The 16,284-nt window shown below is 68.4% G+C and carries 14 protein-coding genes; 4 read left to right on the top strand and 10 right to left on the bottom strand.

Features of this window, described 5'->3' with window-relative positions; translation table 11 throughout:
• The first annotated feature begins 4 nt into the window (after window positions 1-4).
• On the top strand, window positions 5-331 hold the full coding sequence (locus U6958_RS25370) for an EF-hand domain-containing protein (protein ID WP_143044623.1): 327 nt from the start codon (window positions 5-7) through the stop codon (window positions 329-331).
• A 25-nt stretch (window positions 332-356) separates the two neighbouring features.
• On the opposite strand, the gene hpaI is transcribed toward U6958_RS25370, so the two are convergent.
• From hpaI to U6958_RS25350, 4 genes are read right to left on the bottom strand one after another with little or no spacing between them, the layout of a single operon-like run.
• Entirely contained in the window at window positions 357-1,163 is an 807-nt protein-coding gene (gene hpaI, locus U6958_RS25365) for a 4-hydroxy-2-oxoheptanedioate aldolase (protein ID WP_074923143.1), read from the bottom strand.
• Between the two features lie 30 nt (window positions 1,164-1,193).
• A complete protein-coding gene (locus tag U6958_RS25360; protein WP_043791047.1) occupies window positions 1,194-2,693 on the bottom strand; it encodes an NAD-dependent succinate-semialdehyde dehydrogenase in 1,500 nt (499 codons plus the stop codon).
• Between the two features lie 34 nt (window positions 2,694-2,727).
• Window positions 2,728-4,257, bottom strand: coding sequence for a UxaA family hydrolase (locus U6958_RS25355; protein WP_016453813.1), 1,530 nt, complete (start codon window positions 4,255-4,257; stop codon window positions 2,728-2,730).
• Window positions 4,258-4,299: 42 nt separating this feature from the next.
• On the bottom strand, window positions 4,300-5,295 hold the full coding sequence (locus U6958_RS25350; protein ID WP_017406918.1) for a tripartite tricarboxylate transporter substrate binding protein: 996 nt from the start codon (window positions 5,293-5,295) through the stop codon (window positions 4,300-4,302).
• Window positions 5,296-5,432: 137 nt separating this feature from the next.
• On the opposite strand from U6958_RS25350, the gene U6958_RS25345 reads away from it, so the two are divergent.
• Window positions 5,433-6,371: a LysR substrate-binding domain-containing protein gene (locus U6958_RS25345; protein WP_074923142.1), complete on the top strand. Its 939-nt coding sequence runs from the start codon at window positions 5,433-5,435 to the stop codon at window positions 6,369-6,371.
• Window positions 6,372-6,500: 129 nt separating this feature from the next.
• On the opposite strand, the gene U6958_RS25340 is transcribed toward U6958_RS25345, so the two are convergent.
• The 4 genes from U6958_RS25340 to gorA form a co-directional block, all read right to left on the bottom strand.
• On the bottom strand, window positions 6,501-7,736 hold the full coding sequence (locus U6958_RS25340; protein ID WP_047218716.1) for an NAD(P)/FAD-dependent oxidoreductase: 1,236 nt from the start codon (window positions 7,734-7,736) through the stop codon (window positions 6,501-6,503).
• Complete coding sequence (locus tag U6958_RS25335; RefSeq protein ID WP_016449735.1) at window positions 7,733-8,785, bottom strand: hypothetical protein; 1,053 nt, start codon at window positions 8,783-8,785, stop codon at window positions 7,733-7,735. Before U6958_RS25335 ends, U6958_RS25340 begins: the two co-directional genes overlap by 4 nt.
• 114 nt (window positions 8,786-8,899) lie before the next feature.
• Window positions 8,900-9,154, bottom strand: coding sequence for a hypothetical protein (locus tag U6958_RS25330; RefSeq protein ID WP_074923141.1), 255 nt, complete (start codon window positions 9,152-9,154; stop codon window positions 8,900-8,902).
• Between the two features lie 653 nt (window positions 9,155-9,807).
• Window positions 9,808-11,157: a glutathione-disulfide reductase gene (gene gorA, locus U6958_RS25325; RefSeq protein ID WP_016449732.1), complete on the bottom strand. Its 1,350-nt coding sequence runs from the start codon at window positions 11,155-11,157 to the stop codon at window positions 9,808-9,810.
• A 388-nt stretch (window positions 11,158-11,545) separates the two neighbouring features.
• Here gorA and U6958_RS25320 point away from each other — a divergent pair, with 388 nt between their 5' ends.
• Entirely contained in the window at window positions 11,546-13,582 is a 2,037-nt protein-coding gene (locus U6958_RS25320; RefSeq protein ID WP_244160520.1) for an Ig-like domain-containing protein, read from the top strand.
• 30 nt (window positions 13,583-13,612) lie between these two features.
• On the opposite strand, the gene U6958_RS25315 is transcribed toward U6958_RS25320, so the two are convergent.
• Window positions 13,613-14,701, bottom strand: coding sequence for a tartrate dehydrogenase (locus U6958_RS25315; protein ID WP_017406912.1), 1,089 nt, complete (start codon window positions 14,699-14,701; stop codon window positions 13,613-13,615).
• A 130-nt stretch (window positions 14,702-14,831) separates the two neighbouring features.
• Here U6958_RS25315 and U6958_RS25310 point away from each other — a divergent pair, with 130 nt between their 5' ends.
• Window positions 14,832-15,746 carry a LysR substrate-binding domain-containing protein gene (locus U6958_RS25310; RefSeq protein ID WP_017406911.1) on the top strand — a complete coding sequence of 305 codons (915 nt, stop codon included), beginning with the start codon at window positions 14,832-14,834 and terminating at the stop codon, window positions 15,744-15,746.
• Between the two features lie 33 nt (window positions 15,747-15,779).
• On the opposite strand, the gene U6958_RS25305 is transcribed toward U6958_RS25310, so the two are convergent.
• On the bottom strand, window positions 15,780-16,226 hold the full coding sequence (locus tag U6958_RS25305; RefSeq protein WP_016449728.1) for a GatB/YqeY domain-containing protein: 447 nt from the start codon (window positions 16,224-16,226) through the stop codon (window positions 15,780-15,782).
• Window positions 16,227-16,284: the final 58 nt, after the last annotated feature.

Genomic DNA, 16,284 nt, shown 5'->3' with positions numbered 1-16,284 from the left:
TTTCATGAATCAATTTAATAAAGCAATGGGTGGCTGGGCTGCCTTGATGCGGGAAATAAGCATTGTTTCACAGGTCAGATATACGGTATTTCTGCCTTTTGCTTGTGCAATGATGGTGCTGCCCGTTCCTGGTGACGCCAAAGATCTTCGGGAAGCGTACCGTCTTTATGACAAAAATGGCGTTGCCTTCACTCCTATTACAGACTTGAGGAAAGTTTTAGGGGACCAACTCACGGAGGAGGAGCTTGACGAGCTGATTGCGGAGATTGACTCGGATGGCTCAGGCCCCGTGGATCACGATGGATTCATGAAAATCATGACAGGCGAGTGACCCGCGCCTGTGCCGCCCCATGTTCTCAATACGCAGCCCCGAGGCGCTGCCCAGGCGCGGCCACCAGCGAATCCCCGAACTGCCCCCGCAGCCTGCGCGCCGCGTTCGCAAACAGCAGCACATCCACGCCCACGGCCACGAAGCTGCAGCCCAGGTCCAGGTAGCGGCGGGCCAGGGCGGGGTCCGAGGTCAGGGTGCCGGCCGCCTTGCCGCTGGCGATGATGGTCTTCATGGCGCCCTCGATGGCGGCCTGCACTTCGGGGTGGCCCGGGTTGCCGCGGTGGCCCATGGAGGCGGCCAGGTCGGCGGGGCCGATGAAGATGCCGTGCACGCCGTCCACCGCGCAGATGGCTTCAAGGTTGTGCAGCGCGGCCACGGTCTCGGCCTGCACCAGCAGGCAGACCTCGTCGTCGGCCACCTGCAGGTAGTCGGCGCGTGCGCTCCACTGCGATGCGCGGCCCACGGCGCTGCCCACGCCGCGCACGCCCAGCGGCGGGTAGCGCGTGGCGGACACCACGGCGCGCGCCTGTTCGGCCGTGTCCACCATGGGCACGAGCAAGGTGGTGGCGCCTATGTCCAGCATCTGCTTGATCAGGGCCGTGCTGCCTTCGACCACGCGCACCACGGCCTGGGCCGGGTGCGGGGCCACGGCCTGTAGTGCGGCCAGGGTGCTGCGCACGTCGTTGGGCGCGTGCTCGCCGTCGATCAGCAGCCAGTCGTAGCCGCAGGTGGCGGCGGCCTCGGCCAGGTAGGGGTCGGCCATGGACAGCCATAGGCCGATGCGGGGCTGGCCTGCGGCCAGGGCGGTCTTGAAGGGGTTATGGGCTGGCATGGTGTCCGGTGATTTCGTTGAGGGAAAGATTCAGTCCAGCAGGCCCTGGCAGACGTACTTGGTGTGCAGGTAGTCGTCCAGGCCGTGGGTGGAGCCCTCGCGGCCGTAGCCCGACTCCTTGACGCCGCCGAAGGGCGCTGCCTCGGCGGCCAGCGCGCCTTCGTTGATGCCGACGATGCCGGTCTCCAACGCATCGGCCATGCGCCAGATGCGGCGTGCGTCGTTGCTGTAGAAGTAGGCGGCCAGGCCGAAGGGCGTGTCGTTGGCGGCGGCGATGACCTCGTCCTCGCTGTCGAAGACGGTGAGCGGCGCCACGGGGCCGAAGGTTTCCTCGCAGGCGCAGGCCATGGAGGCATCGGCGCCCGTGAGCACGGTGGGCGCGTAGTAGTTGGCGCCCAGGGCATCCAGGCGCCTGCCGCCCGTGAGCACCCTGGCGCCGCGCGCCACGGCGTCCTGCACATGGCGCTCGATCTTTTCCACGGCGCGCGCGTTGATCATGGGGCCGATCTGCGAGGCCGGGTCGCTGGCCGGGCCCACGTGCAGCGCGGCCACGCGCGCGGCCAGCTTCTGTGCGAACGTGTCGTGCACGCTGCGGTGCACGAAGACGCGGTTGGGGCACACGCAGGTCTGGCCGCCATTGCGGAACTTGGCGGCCATGAAGCCGTCGACGGCGGCATCGATGTCGGCATCCTCGAAGACGATGAAGGGCGCATTGCCGCCCAGTTCCAGCGAGAGCTTCTTGAGCGTGTCGGCGCTGCGCCGCGCCAGATGCTTGCCCACGGGCGTGGAGCCCGTGAAGGTGATCTTGCGCACGCGCGCGTCGTCCAGCCAGACATCCACCACCTCGGGCGTCTTCTCGCGCGAGGCCGTGACGATGTTGAGCACGCCGGCCGGCACGCCCGCCTCCTGGGCCAGCAGCACCAGGGCCAGCGAGGTCAGCGGCGTGTCTTCCGCGGGCTTGCAGACCACGGTGCAGCCGGCGGCCAGCGCGGGCGCGATCTTGCGGGCGATCATGGCGGCCGGAAAGTTCCAGGGCGTGATGGCGGCCACTACGCCCACGGGCTCGCGCAGCGCAAACATGCGCCGGCCCGGCACGGGCGCGGGAATGATCTCGCCGTTCATGCGCGTGGCCTCTTCGGCAAACCATTCGATGTAGCTGGCCGCGTAGGCGACCTCGCCCTTGCCCTCGGCCAGGGGCTTGCCCTGCTCGCGGCTGATGAGGCGGCCCAGGTCGTCCTGGTGGGCCAGCACCAGGTCGTTCCAGCGCTTGATGATGGCGGCGCGCTGTTTGGCGGGCGTCTTGCGCCAGGCGGGGAAGGCGGCATGCGCGGCGTCCAGCGCGGCGCGGGCCTCGGCAGCGCCGGAGTCGGGCACCTCGGTGATCGGTGCGCCCGTGGCGGGGTCGGTCACGGCCAGGCGCGGGGCGGGAGCGGCGGGCGTGGCAGTCGCAGTGGTAGTCGCGGTCGTCCATTGGCCGGCGATGAAGTTGGCGCTGCGCAGCAGCTCGGGGCGGGTCAGGGTCAGTGGCATGGAATCGGTGGATGCAGGTGTTGTAAGGGGCGGCTCAGCTCACGATGCCCAGGTGCCAGGGCACGAACTCATGGTCGCCTAGGCCCAGGGCCTCGCTTTTGGTGGGCTCGCCGCTGGCGTGGCGCAGGATCTGCGCGAAGATGCGCTGCCCCATCTCGGGCACGCCGCATTCGCCGTCCACGATCAGGCCGCAGTTGATGTCCATGTCCTCTTCCAGACGGCGGTACATGGGCGTGTTGCTGGCCAGCTTGATGGTGGGCGCGGGCTTGCTGCCGAACATGGAGCCGCGCCCCGTGGTGAAGCAGATCAGGTGCGCGCCGCTGGCAATCTGGCCCGTGGAGGCCACGGGGTCGTAGCCCGGCGAGTCCATGAACACAAAGCCAGGCTCGGTGATGGGCTCGGCATATTCGTAGACGGCGCGCAGCGGCGTGGTGCCGCCCTTCATGGCCGAGCCCAGCGATTTCTCGAAGATGTTGGCCAGGCCGCCGGCCTGGTTGCCGTGGCCGACCACGCCGTTGAACTGCGCGTTCTGGCCGGCCGCGTAGCGCTCCCACCAGGCCAGGCGGTCCAGCAGCTTCTGCCCCACGGCAGGCGTGATGGCGCGGCGCGTGAGCATGAATTCCACGCCATGGATCTCGGGCGTTTCCGACAGGATGGCCGTGCCGCCGTGGCGCACCAGGATGTCCATGGCCGCGCCCAGGGCCGGGTTGGCCGTGATGCCCGAGAACCCGTCCGAGCCGCCGCACTCCAGACCGATCTTCAGGTGGCTGGCGCTGACCGTGCTGCGCCGCGCGGCATCCGCTTCGGGCAGCATCTCTTCGATGGCGCGGATGCCTGCCTCTATGGTCACGCGCGTGCCGCCGACCTCCTGCATCACCAGGGTGCGCATGAGCCGGCCTTCGCACAGGCCCTGCGACTCCACGAGGGCATCGACCTGGTTACGCTCGCAGCCCAGGCCCACGATGAGCACGCCGGCCAGGTTCGGGTGGCGCGCATAGCCGGCCAGCGTGCGGCGCAGCACATCGAAATGCTCGCTGGGCGAGGACATGCCGCAGCCGCTGGTCTGGGCGAAGGCCACCACGCCGTCCACGTTGGGAAATGCCGCCATGCGCTCGGCCGTGAAGTGCGCGGCAATGCGCTTGATCACCGTGGCCGAGCAGTTCACCGACGACAGGATGCCGATGAAGTTGCGCGTGCCCACGCCGCCGCCGGCGCGCACAAAGCCCTGGAAGCTGGCGCGCTGCGCCTCCGGCACATAGTCCACGGGCCGCACATCGGCGCCGAAGGCCGGGTCGCGGTAGTAGTCCACGATGCGCAGGTTGTGGCTGTGCACATAGTCGCCGGCCTCCAGCTCACGCGTGGCCACGCCGATCACGGTGTCGTACTTCTTCACCTGCTCGCCCTCTGCGATGCGGCGCGCGGCGATCTTGTGGCCCGCAGGCACCTGGGCGCGGGCGCGCACGCCCAGTTCGGGAATCTCCTGGCCCAGCGACAGAGCGGTCCTGGCGACCAGCACGTTGTCGTTGGGATGCAGGTGCAGCAGGGGGCTATCGGTGCGGGACATGCGGGACATGCGTGGCTTTCATCGGTGTGGGTTCGCGGGCGGTCAGCCCTTCATCAATTCGCGCAGCTTGAGCTTGTCGATCAAAACGGTCTCTTTTTGATAGACCGTGTTGACGTATTTCTCGTAGTCCGGGCCATCCAGGTACAGCAGCGGCGCGTCCAGCTTCTCGGCCACGGACTTGAACTCGGGGCTGGCCACGGCGGCGCGGAAGGCCTCGCGCAGCCTGGCCGCCACGGCCGGGTCCAGGCCACGCGGCGCGCCGATGCCGTTGGGCGCATCGACCACCACGTCGTAGCCGCATTCGCGCAGCGTGGGCACGTCCTTGAAGCGCGCCGTGCGCTGCTCGCCCCAGGTGGCCAGCAGGCGCAGCTTGCCGGCCTCCACATGGGGAGCCCAGGAGCTGGAGTCGGCCAGCGCATCCACATGGCCGCCCAGCACGCCCTGCAGTGCCTCGGCGCCGCCCTTGTAGGGCACATGGTTGAGCTGTATGCCGGCCACGCCCGCAAACTCCTCCATGCCCACATGCGTGGCACCGCCCACGCCTGCATGGGCATAGGTCACCTGGCCGGGCCTCGCCTTGGCGGCGGCCACGAAGTCCTTGAGTGTCTTGAACGGCGAATGGGCGGGCACGGCAATGCCGAAGGTCTGGCCCGAGGTGCGCGCGATGTAGGTGTAGTCCTTGCGCGGATCGGCCTGCAGGCTGCCCAGTTGCGAAAAGCGCGTGACCGAGATGGGAATCTGGCCGATGGTGTAGCCGTCCGCCCTGGCCGAGGCCAGCGCCTTGGCGCCGATCATTCCCGAGGCGCCCGCGCGGTTTTCCACCGCGATCGGCTGGCCCAGCAGCTTGCCGGCCACGGTGCACAGCGCGCGCATGGACTGGTCGGCCGTGCCGCCCGCAGGCCAGGGGCAGATGAAGGTGATGGGGCGTTCGGGCCAGCTCTGGGCGAAAAGAGGTCCGGTGGCGGCCAGTGCGCTGGCGCCGAGGGTGGCGAGCACGAATTCGCGCCGGCTTGCATGGCGTGTGCGTGGGGTGTTCATCGCTTGTCTCCTGTATTGGCTTTTTGCAGCCCTGTGATCCGGGCCTTGGGCTGACTGGCGCGATTGTTCAGTGCCTGATCATGACAATCCAATGAAAAGATAGACTGGCTTCATAACCTCAAAGCTATGAAGATCCCGTGAGCAAGATAGACCGCGTGCTGCGCTCCAACCTCAAGCTGCGCCATCTGCAGCTGCTGGTGGCGCTGGACCAGTTCCGCCACCTGGGCCGCGCCGCCGAGTTCCTGGCCGTCACCCAGCCCGCCGTCTCCAAGACCCTGGCCGAGATAGAGCGCATGCTGGACATGACGCTGTTCGAGCGCTCCACGCGCGGCACCGAGCCCACGGCGGCCGGGGTCAGCATGGTGCGCTTTGCGCGCTCGGTGCTGGCGGGCTTCGAACGCACGCGCGATGAAATGGCGGCCGAGGCCAGCGGCACGCGCGGGCGCACCAGCGTGGGCGCCATGGTCGTGGCCACGCCCGTGCTGCTGGCCCGGGCCGTCGAGCAGTTGAAGGCGCGATCGGCCCAGACCACGGTGCTGGTCGAGGAGGGCGATCTCACGCGGCTGCTGCCCAAGCTGCGCATGGGCGAGCTGGACCTGTTCGTGGGCCGGCTCGAACCCGGCTATGCCTCGCCCGACCTGGAGACCGAAGCCCTGTACGACGAGCCCATGGTCGCCGTCGTGCGCCCCGGCCATGCGCTGCTGGCGCAGCCTGCCAGCTGGCAGGCGCTGGCCGACATGCCCTGCGTCATGCCGCCGCCCTGGGCATCGCTGCGCGTGAAGCTGGAGCAGCAGTTCTTCGCCCACGGCCTGCATCCGCCGGCTGATCTGGTCGAGTCCGCCTCATTCCTGTCGCAGATCAGCTTCCTGCACCAGCGCGGCGCCGTGGCTTTCATGGCGCGCGGCGTGGCGCAGCATTTCGCGCAGCAGGGGCTGGTCGCCGTGCTGGACCTGCCCGTGCCCATCGACCTGCCCCCCGTGGGCCTGATCACCCTGCGCGGCCAGCCGATGACGGCGACGACGCGGTTGCTGGTGGAGTGTTTGCGGGCGGTGGGGCTCAGCCTGGCAACGCGCTGATCCTGCGGCTGCGGCTGCGGCTGCATTGTCGCTGCGCCACCGGCGCCGCCGCATTCGGCATGAGGCTCTGTCCCTCCGTGGCCTGCACCGCATGCTCGCTGCCGCCGTGCTCCATGAAGGCAATGGAGATCATGACGTGAGTGGGGCTTTGGAGGGGAGCGTTGGGAAACCGGGGTCGGCGCAGTGCGTGGCGGCGATGGCCTTGCGCGCAGCCATGAATTCGCCCGGCGAATTCACGCATTCGGCGGCGCACAGCTGGCCACCGCGCAGGTGCAGGACGGCGAACCTGCCGCTGGCCGGGTTGCCGCGCAGCACGGTCTGGTCGCCCTGGCCGGGCAGGCCGGCGATCTGCAGCCTGGTGTCGTACTGATCGGACCAGAACCAGGGCGTTTCATGGGCGGGCAGTTCGCTGCCCGTGATGGCGCAGGCTGCGCGCCGGGCCTGTTCGAGCGCGCTGGGCACGCTTTCGAGCCGGTGCAGCCCGGGGTAGCCAGCCAGCGGGCGGCGCGTGGCATCGCCTATGGCGTAGATGCCGTTCATGGCGGTGCGGCCTTCGCCATCCACGGCAATGCCGTCGGCGCAGTCCAGGCCGAGGGATTGCGCCAGTTCCATGCAGGGCGCCGCGCCCACGCCGATGAGCACGGCATCGCACTCCAGTCGGGAGCCATCGGCCATCCACAGGGCCGTGATGCGGGTGGGGCTGTCTCCCTGGATGGCGGCGACCGCTGCATTGAAATGCACCTCCACGCCCTGGCCTGCATGCAGCTGCAGCAGATGCGCAGCCATCTGCGGCGAGGCGCTGCGCGTCAGCAGCCTGCCTTCGCGCTCGATGATCCGGACCTGCACGCCCAGCTTGCGGGCCGTGGAAGCGATTTCGAGGCCCGCATAGCCGCCGCCGATGATGGCCAGGCAGCGTGCGGTCTGCAGATGGCCCCGCAGCGCCTGCGCGTCTTCCATGGTGCGCAGGTAGGTGATGCCAGGCCGCTCATCCCCGGGCAGGACCAGCCAGCGCGGCGCGGAGCCTGTGGCAATGACCAGGTGTTCGTAGTGCAGCACCGATCCGTCGTTCAGCGCCACCTGCCGCGAGCCCGGCTCTATGGCCATGGCGCGCATGCCCGGGCGCAGGGCGATGGCCTGGTCCGCGGAGGCGCCGGCGGGCCGCGGCAACAGCTCGTCCGGGCCCATGGCCTGCTGCAGCCAGGCCCTGGACAGCGGCGGGCGCAGGTAGGGCGGCAGGTCCTCGCCGCCGACCACAGTGATCGGGCCCGGGTGGCCGTACTGGCGCAGCAGGGCGGCCAGGGTGCCACCGGCGTGTCCGGCGCCGATGATGACGGCATGGCCTTGGGGGTGTTGTGCGGGGTTCATGCTGCACCTTCGCAGGAGGCCCGGAGTACGGGGCGGGCGCAGATCTCGTCCCAGGCTTGCCGCATGAAGCGCGCGGCCGCCACGTTCTGCTCCAGCAGGTCATAGCCTGCGCCCAGGCCGTAGTCGGGGAGATTGATGAATTCGGTGGTGAGGTAGCGCAGCGGGCTGTGCGGCTGCGCATGGTGGCAGGCCAGCACCTTGCGGATGGCCTCTTTGGAGGGCTCCAGCAGGTAGGCATGCCAGGGCGAATGCCATTCGCCGGGTCCGGGCCGCAGCATGGGGTACTGGATGCCCCGGCCCGGGCTGCCGTCCTCGTCGCGGTGCCACAGGTTCAGGGGCTGGTTGGGGCCGGCCGCGCGCAGCTGGGCCCAGCGCACGATGCCCATGTCCAGCCATTGTTCGCACAGCGAGCCGGGCTCGAACGGGTCCAGCACCAGTTCGCCGCGCTCGAGCAGCCCGCGCACGCCCGACCGGTCCAGCTCGGCCGGGTTGCCGATCTTGAAGTTCACATGGCTGTAGTCCAGCGTGAAGTGAAAGGGCACGCCGCGTGCCTGCACGCGCCCGGCCACGCTGCGCACGCGCAGGAAGTCTTCGGTCCACGTGTTCACATGCAGCGCGAAGCTGGGCTCCACGCCCAGGCCCATGGCGTCGTCATAGACCCGCAGATAGTGTTCGGCGATTTCCACATCGGACAGCACATGGCCGTCGCGGTGGTGCTTGAAGGTCATGATGTTGTGGCAGCGCACGCCGATCTCGCGGCAGATGCGAAGGTTGCCGGCCAGCAGGACCTCGTCCTCGCCCAGGCGGTAGAACCAGCTGGCGGTGTGCACGGGCAGCTTGAATTCGGCGATGGCCGACTCGTAGTCGGCCAGCTGGTGGCGCAGCGGCAGGCGGTCGAAGCAGTCGAACACGCCGGTCTCGCTGACGAGGCGGAACTGCTCGCGTATGGGCAGCTCCTGCAGGCCGATGGGCTGGTGGCGCGAGGAGCGCTGCACGCCACGGCCGTTGCAGCCGATGGGCGGGAGGGTGGGGCGGGGGGCTTCGTGCATGACCTGCTCCTCAGCCGCCCGTGGGCGCGCCCACGATCATGCGGTCCGCCGGCAGAGGGTGGCCCGCGTTGCGCGACCCGGTCAACGGGGACCGGGCATCGAGTACATCGGTTGTCATGGATCTGTCTCCTTGTTGAGTCTGGTGTTGCGCCCCGGCCGCTGCTCAGCCCCATAGGCGCTGCGGGCCAAGAAGGCGTCATCGGCCAAGCGGCTCCCGGCGCCGCTGCCCGCACGGTGGAAGGCCTCCAGCGCGAACACTGCTTTCAGCCTGCTGCCCGGCGCGTGCGTTTGCCGCAGGGGCCAGAAGCTGGCCTGCATGCCGCCTGGCGCGGGCTCGCCATGCCCTGTCTTCGAATGCAGTCTGGGCATGGGATGTCTCCTGGGCTCCGATCGCGGCTCTCGACCCATGGCTGCTGGGTTGATGTGGAAAATCAAGGTGTATGCACTCGAATTAAGTCGGATTGCCTACAAAGAAACACCAAGGCTTTCCATGGAGCAATGCCTCTTTTTCCCCGCGTACAAGGATTGTGAATTTTTCGATTTGACTTGACTATCGGGAAAATACTTTATTTGTTTTTGACTATTGAATAGGGTGTTTGAGCGTAGGCGCTTGAAATTCCCACGGTGGACGGATGTTTCCACCGGGGCCAGCGTGGCGACGCAGGACCCTGGACGGTGGCAATGCACCGCAAGCAGCTGAAATGTCAGCCCATAGCCATGCAGGCAGCGGCGGCATGCAGGGGCAGGAGGTCCATGTCGGGGGAAGGAAAAGGAGAAGGAGGAGGAGCGGAGCCGGCTGCGGATCGCGCGCAGCTTGCGGCTGCCCACCAGCGTCCGCGAGGCTGGCGTCAGGAGCACGGCGCAGATCGGCCGGCTCACGGCCATTCCCGATGCCTTCGCCCACCTGGGCGGCCTGGTGGCCCCCCTATTTGCCGGGCTGGCTCAAGGAGCTCACGCGCTCGCCCGGCGCGTGCCCTGCCCAGGGCGGTGGTCAACCGCCGAAGGCAGGTGGTGCGCGCCGTTCAGCGCATGGTCACGAACTCTTCTGCCGCCGTGGGGTGGATGGCCACGGTGTCGTCGAAGTCCCGCTTGGTGGCGCCCATCTTGAGCGCCACGGCAAAGCCCTGCAGCATCTCGTCCATCCCCAGGCCGATGCCGTGTATGCCCACGATGCGTTCCTCTGGGCCCACGCAGACCAGCTTCATGCGCGCGGGCTGGCGGTGGCGCGTGACCGCCGTGTACATGGCGGTGAAGGCCGATTGGTAGATCTTGACCTGATCGTCGCCAAATCGCTCGCGCGCCTGCGGCTCGGTCAGGCCCACGGTGCCGATGGGCGGGTGGCTGAAGACCACGGTGGGTACGTTGTCGTAGTCCAGGTGCTCGCCGGTCTTGCCGTTGAACAGGCGCTCGGACAGGCGCCGGCCTGCGGCCACGGCCACGGGCGTGAGTTCGATGCGGCCCGTGATGTCGCCCACGGCGTGGATGCCGGGCACATTGGTGTCCTGGAACTTGTCCACCGCGATGTGGCCGCTGTCCTGCAGCGCCACGCCTGCGGCCTCCAGGTTCAGGCCCGAGGTGTCGGGCCTGCGGCCCACGGCCCAGACCACGCAGTCCACGGTGTGGCTGCTGCCGTCCTGCAGTTGCAGATCCAGGCTGCCGTCGGCATTGCGGACCACGGCCTTCGGGGTGGCCTGGCGGTGCACGGCGGGGCCTTCGGCCTCCATGATCTCCATCAGGGTCTGGCTCAGCAGCGGATCGAATCCGCGCAGTGCCGAGTTCTGGCGCAGGAACAGATGGGTCTGCGAGCCCAGCGCGTGCAGCACGCCGGCAATCTCCACGGCGATATAGCCGGCGCCCACCACGGCCGTGCGCGCAGGCAGGGCCTTGAGGGCGAAGAAGCCGTCGGAGTCGATGCCCAGCTCGGCGCCAGGTATGTCGGGCCGTGCCGGGCGCGTGCCCGTGGCGATGAGGATGTGGTCGGCACTGAGCCGCTGGCCGCCCACCTCCACGGTGCGCGCATCCACGAAGCGGCCAAAGCCCTGGATCAGCTCGACCTTGTTGCGCGCCAGGCCGCTTTCATACGAGGCATGGATGCGGTCGATGTAGGCGCTGCGGCTGTCCAGCAGGCGCTGCCAGTCCAGGCCCTCGACGGTGGCATCCCAGCCGTAGTCGGGGCCGTAGCGGTGCATGGCCTCGCCGATCTGGGCCGCATGCCACATGACCTTCTTGGGCACGCAGCCCACGTTGACGCAGGTGCCGCCGATCTCGCCGGCTTCGATCAGCGCGCAGTGGCGCCCGTGCATGGCGGCGCGGTTGGCCGATGCAATGCCGCCGCTGCCGCCGCCGATGACGATGTAGTCGTAGTGCTTCATGGAGATTCCGTGCTGTGTCTGAGCGGCCCGAATGCCGCAGCCGGTCATCTTGCCCTGTTCGCCGGCCAGGGGCCTGCGGCGGGGGCAATGCCGCCATCTCCGCGCCCAGACGACGGCCCGGTTGGCCGGCATGTCGCCGCTTTGCAGGCCCGGGGGCAGCAGGAGTGTGGTGGCGAATGTCCGGACGGCGGCGCGGCAGCCCGCGTTGCGCAGGGGGCGGGACGCACTGTCAAGAAAAGCGCAACGCGCAGTCAAGGCGCGGGCAGGTGCGGCCGCTAGGCTCCTGCATTGCCGGTACCCCCGGCACGGACCAGAAGAACAGCAAGTTGAAACGGGAGTGCATGTGAGAGAACGAGGCAGTCGCCTTCAGGCGGAATTTTCCAGGGCCATGATGCCGTGGGTGGTGGTATTCGGAGCCGGCCTGCATTGCGTCGCGGCCGTGGCCGCGCCGGCGCAGGGGCTGGTCATGACGGGCTACCAGACACAGTACAACGCTTTGTATACGACCATGGTGACCGAATACACGTTCAGCGTGGGTGGGGTGGTGCAGCAAGGCGGCACGCCACCGGCCACAGCGGACTGGGCCACCCCTTCCAACTACTGGGATGGCGGCTGGGCTCGCAACAGCTGGAACGAGCGCTACACATACAGCTACCAGGGCCAGATCCTGCAGACGACCAACCCCCTGGACATTCCTGCGGCGGCAGCCTGGGCCACGATCAGCTCCTTCCAGGTGGAGAGCTCCTCCAACACCCGCCCCATCGGCAACACGATCTTTCACTATTCGCTCGATGGCATCCAGACCCTGCTTGCCATGGACGCATCGTCCATCCCCGCCAATGCGGTCTGGGCGGGTCTGTCATCCATGTCCGATGGGTGGAATGCAACACAAAACCATGGGTTTGCCAGCTATGTGCTGGGCCGCCCGGTCTTCAGTCTGGCTCCCGTCGTCGACCCGCAGGCGGGCGGCGTGACGGCCAAGGCCCGCGTGGCGCTGGACCGGGACGGCACGGGCTATTGGCAGGTGCTTGCTGCGGCCGCAGCGGCGCCGGACGCCGCCGCGCTGCAGGCCGGCGGCTCCCCGGCCGTCATGACGGCAGGCGTGGTCCACGATATCGATATCGGGGGGCTGGCGGTGAATACGGCCTACAGGCTGCACTTCATCGCCAGGGATGGCGCAGGCCGCGTGCAGCCGGATGTGGCCAGCGTGCCCTTCACCACGCTCAGGCGGGAGCAGAGCATCGCCTTTGCGCAGCCGTCGGCGCAAACCTTCGGCACGACATTCACGCCCGTTGCAACGGCTACCTCCGGCCTGGCCGTGACGTTTTCCGCATCTGCGCCAGAGGTTTGCACCGTCGATGCCGCAGGGGTGTTCAGCTTCCATTCCGCAGGCACTTGCACGATGACGGCCCGGCAGGGCGGCGACGCGACCTATGCTCCCGCCCCCGAGGTGGCTTACCCGGTGACGGTGCAGCCTGCTGCGCAGAACATCGTCTGGAGCATGCCGGCGCCCCTGGTCGTGGATGCACGGGTGGCTCTGAGCGCCGCCGGCGGTGGCTCGTCCCAGGCCGTGCAGTTCAGCTCCCTGACGACGGCGGCGTGCTCCGTCAGCGGTGCCGAGGTGTCCGGCAGGCTGGCGGGTACGGACAACTGCCTGCTGGCCGCCGATCAGCAGGGGGATGCCAACCATCTGCCTGCGGCCCGGCAAGTCCTGTCCCTGAGCATCGGCAAGGGCCCGCAGGCCATTGCCTTCACTTCCGTGGCGCCAGCGGCCGCCAAGGTGGGCGATACCTATGCCGTGGCAGCAACGGGCGGGGCTTCCGGCAAGGCGGTGGTGTTCTCCGTGGATGCGGCGACGGCTGCCCATTGCACCATCGCGGGCGGTTCTGTCTCCTTCATTGCGCCGGGACCCTGCCGCATCCTGGCAGACCAGGCCGGCGATGCGAACTACGAGGCGGCGGCAAGGCAGCAGCAAAGCGTGCAGATCGCCCAGGCCACAACCACCCTGGCGATCACCTCGACCCCCAACCCTTCCCGGCCCGGCGACGATGTGACCATCAGCGTGTCGGCCGTGACCGGGGCGCAGGACCGACGGGGGGCGCTGCGGGCGATGGCGGCGGCGCTCCCCTCGGGCAGCATCACGGTCTCGTACAACGGGGCGCAGCTGGGGTCGGCGCCCCTGGTTGGCGGCGCCGCCAGCATCACGGTCCGGCTGCCCGTGGCGGCCGGATCCCACGGCCTTGTGGTCGACTACAGCGGGGATGCAGTCCACGCCCCGATGAGCCAGGGCTTCACACAGGCCGTGGTGGCGGCGTCGGTGCCCACGCCTGTGCCGGCCCTGCACACCGTGGCGCTGGTCATGCTGAGCCTGCTGGCGGCCGGGATGGGGGCCGGCAGGCTGCCCAGGGGCCGCATGGGCCGGTAGGCCGGGCGGCATGAACCCCGGCGCGGCGCCTCAGGCGGCAGCGATGCGCCGGGCGATGGCCTGGCCCACCTCGGTGGTGCTGGCCGTGCCGCCCAGGTCGGGCGTGCGCGGGCCGCTCCTGATGACTTCCTCGATGGCCGAGACGATGGCGTCGTGCGCCGCGCGGCCTGCGCCCTGGCCGTGGGTCAGGAAGTCCAGCATCAGCGCCGCCGACCAGACCATGGCGATGGGGTTGGCGATGTTCTTGCCGTAGATGTCGGGCGCCGAGCCGTGCACGGGCTCGAACAGGCTGGGGAAGCTGCGGTCGGGGTTGAGGTTGGCCGAGGGGGCCAGGCCGATGGTGCCCGTGGTGGCCGGGCCCAGGTCGCTGAGGATGTCGCCGAACAGGTTGGTGGCGGCGACCACGTCGAAGCGGCCCGGCTGCAGCACGAAGCGCGCGGTCAGGATGTCGATGTGCTGCTTGTCCAGCGTGACTTCCGGGTAGGCCTTGGCCACGTCCTCGGCGCGCTGGTCCCACCAGGGCATGCTGATGGCGATGCCGTTGCTCTTGGTGGCCAGGGTGACGTGCTTGCGCTCGCGGCTTTGGGCCAGGTCGAAGGCGTACTTGAGCAGGCGCTCGGCGCCCTTGCGCGAGTAGACCGATTCCTGGATCACGATCTCGCGGTCCGTGCCCTCGTACATGATGCCGCCCAGCGAGGTGTACTCGCCCTCGGTGTTCTCGCGCACCACGTAGTAGTCGATGTCGCCGGGCTTGCGGCCGGCCAGCGGGCAGGGCACGCCTTCGAACAGGCGAACGGGGCGCAGGTTGATGTACTGGTCGAACTCGCGGCGGAACTTGAGCAGCGAGCCCCACAGCGAGACATGGTCGGGCACGGTGGCGGGCCAGCCCACGGCGCCGAAGAAGATGGCATCCATGCCGGACAGCTGCGCCTTCCAGTCGTCGGGCATCATTTTTCCGTGGGCCAGGTAGTAGTCGCAGTGGGCCCAGTCGAAATGGTGGAATTCGAGCTTGATCGCAAAGCGGCTGGCGGCAGCTTCCAGGGCGCGCAGGCCTTCGGGCATGACTTCCTTGCCAATGCCGTCACCGGCGATGACGGCGATCTTGAATGTGTCTTGCATAGTGTCTGTCCTTGGATCGAATGGATGGATATGAAGCGGCGCCGCTGACAGCCAGGCCGCATGCATGGCATTGTTGGCTGCGCCAGGGCTAAATACAATCGGCCAACTGTGGTTCCATTATTTACAGATCGTGAATAAACAGCCGTCTCCCGAAGACCTGCGCGTCTTCACCGTGGTGGCCCGCAAATCCGGCTTTGCCGCTGCGGCCGAGGAATTGGGGGCCTCGCCCGCCTATGTGAGCAAGCGCATCCGCCTGCTGGAAGAAGAACTGGGCGTGAAGCTGCTGCACCGCACCACGCGCCGCGTGGCCGTGACCGAGGAGGGCGAGCGCGTCTTCCACTGGGCGCAGCGCATCCTCGACGACATGGACCAGCTGATGCAGGAGGTGGCCATCACGCGCAGCGAGCCGCGCGGCCTGCTGCGCGTGAGCAGCAGCTTCGGTTTCGGGCGGCATGTGATCGCGCCCGCGCTTTCCAGGCTGGTGGAGCGCCATCCGGGGCTGCAGGTGCGGCTGGACGTGTTCGACCGGCTGGTGGATGTGGCGGGCGAGGGCTTCGATCTGGATGTGCGCGTGGGCGACGAGATCGCGCCCCACCTGATTGCGCGGCGCCTGGCCGACAACCACCGCGTGCTGTGCGCCGCGCCTGCCTACCTGGCGCGCCGTGGCACGCCGCGCACGCCGGCCGAGCTGTCGGCCCATGACTGCCTGGCCATCAAGGAGCGCGACCAGGCCTTTGGCGTGTGGCGGCTGCGCGCGGGCGCGGCCGAGCAGGCGGTGAAGGTCACGGGGCCGCTGTCGGCCAACAACGGCGAGATGGTGGTGCAGTGGGCCGTGGACGGTCGCGGCATTGCGCTGCGCTCGCTATGGGATGTGGGCGCCCATCTGCAGGCCGGGCGCCTGGTGCAGGTGTTGCCCGAATGGCGGCAGGAGGCCAATGTCTGGGCTGTGTATCCGACGCGGCTGCAGCTGTCGGCCAAGGTGCGGGTGTGCGTGGAGTTCCTGCAGGAACACTTCAAGAAGGAGTGGATGGCAGCCGCTCCCTGAGCGGGGCGGCTGCTGCAGCGGACTGGCCGGGGATCAGCCTGCCAGGGCGGCCTTCACTGCGGCGGAGACCTGGCCCATGTCGGCCTTGCCTGCCAGTTGCGCCTTGACCGCGCCCATGACCTTGCCCATGTCGCCGGGGCCGGATGCGCCCAGTTCGGCCACGATGGCCTTGACGGCGGTGGCCACTTCCTCGGCCGACATGCGCTCGGGCAGGTAGGCGGTCAGCACGGCCATCTCGGCCTTTTCCTTGTCGGCCAGGTCCTGGCGGCCCGCGCCCTCGAAGGCGGCGATGCTGTCCTTGCGCTGCTTGATCAGCTTGTCCACGATGGCGATGACGGCGGCGTCGTCCAGCTCGATGCGCTCATCGACTTCCTTTTGCTTCATCGCTGCCTGCAGCAGGCGGATGGTGCCCAGGCGCTCGCTGTCCTTGGCGCGCATGGCGGTCTTCATGTCTTCGGTGATCTGGGCCTTGAGGCTCATGGCTTTTCTCCTGAGGTGATGGCGTCGGAAAACACGGAACAAAAAAACAAAAAACCCG

The organism is Delftia lacustris, assembly GCF_040267515.1.
Classification (GTDB): Bacteria; Pseudomonadota; Gammaproteobacteria; order Burkholderiales; family Burkholderiaceae_C; genus Comamonas; species Comamonas tsuruhatensis.
The sequence above is the reverse complement of the archived record's forward strand: the minus strand, read 5'-3'. Positions and strand labels throughout refer to the sequence as shown.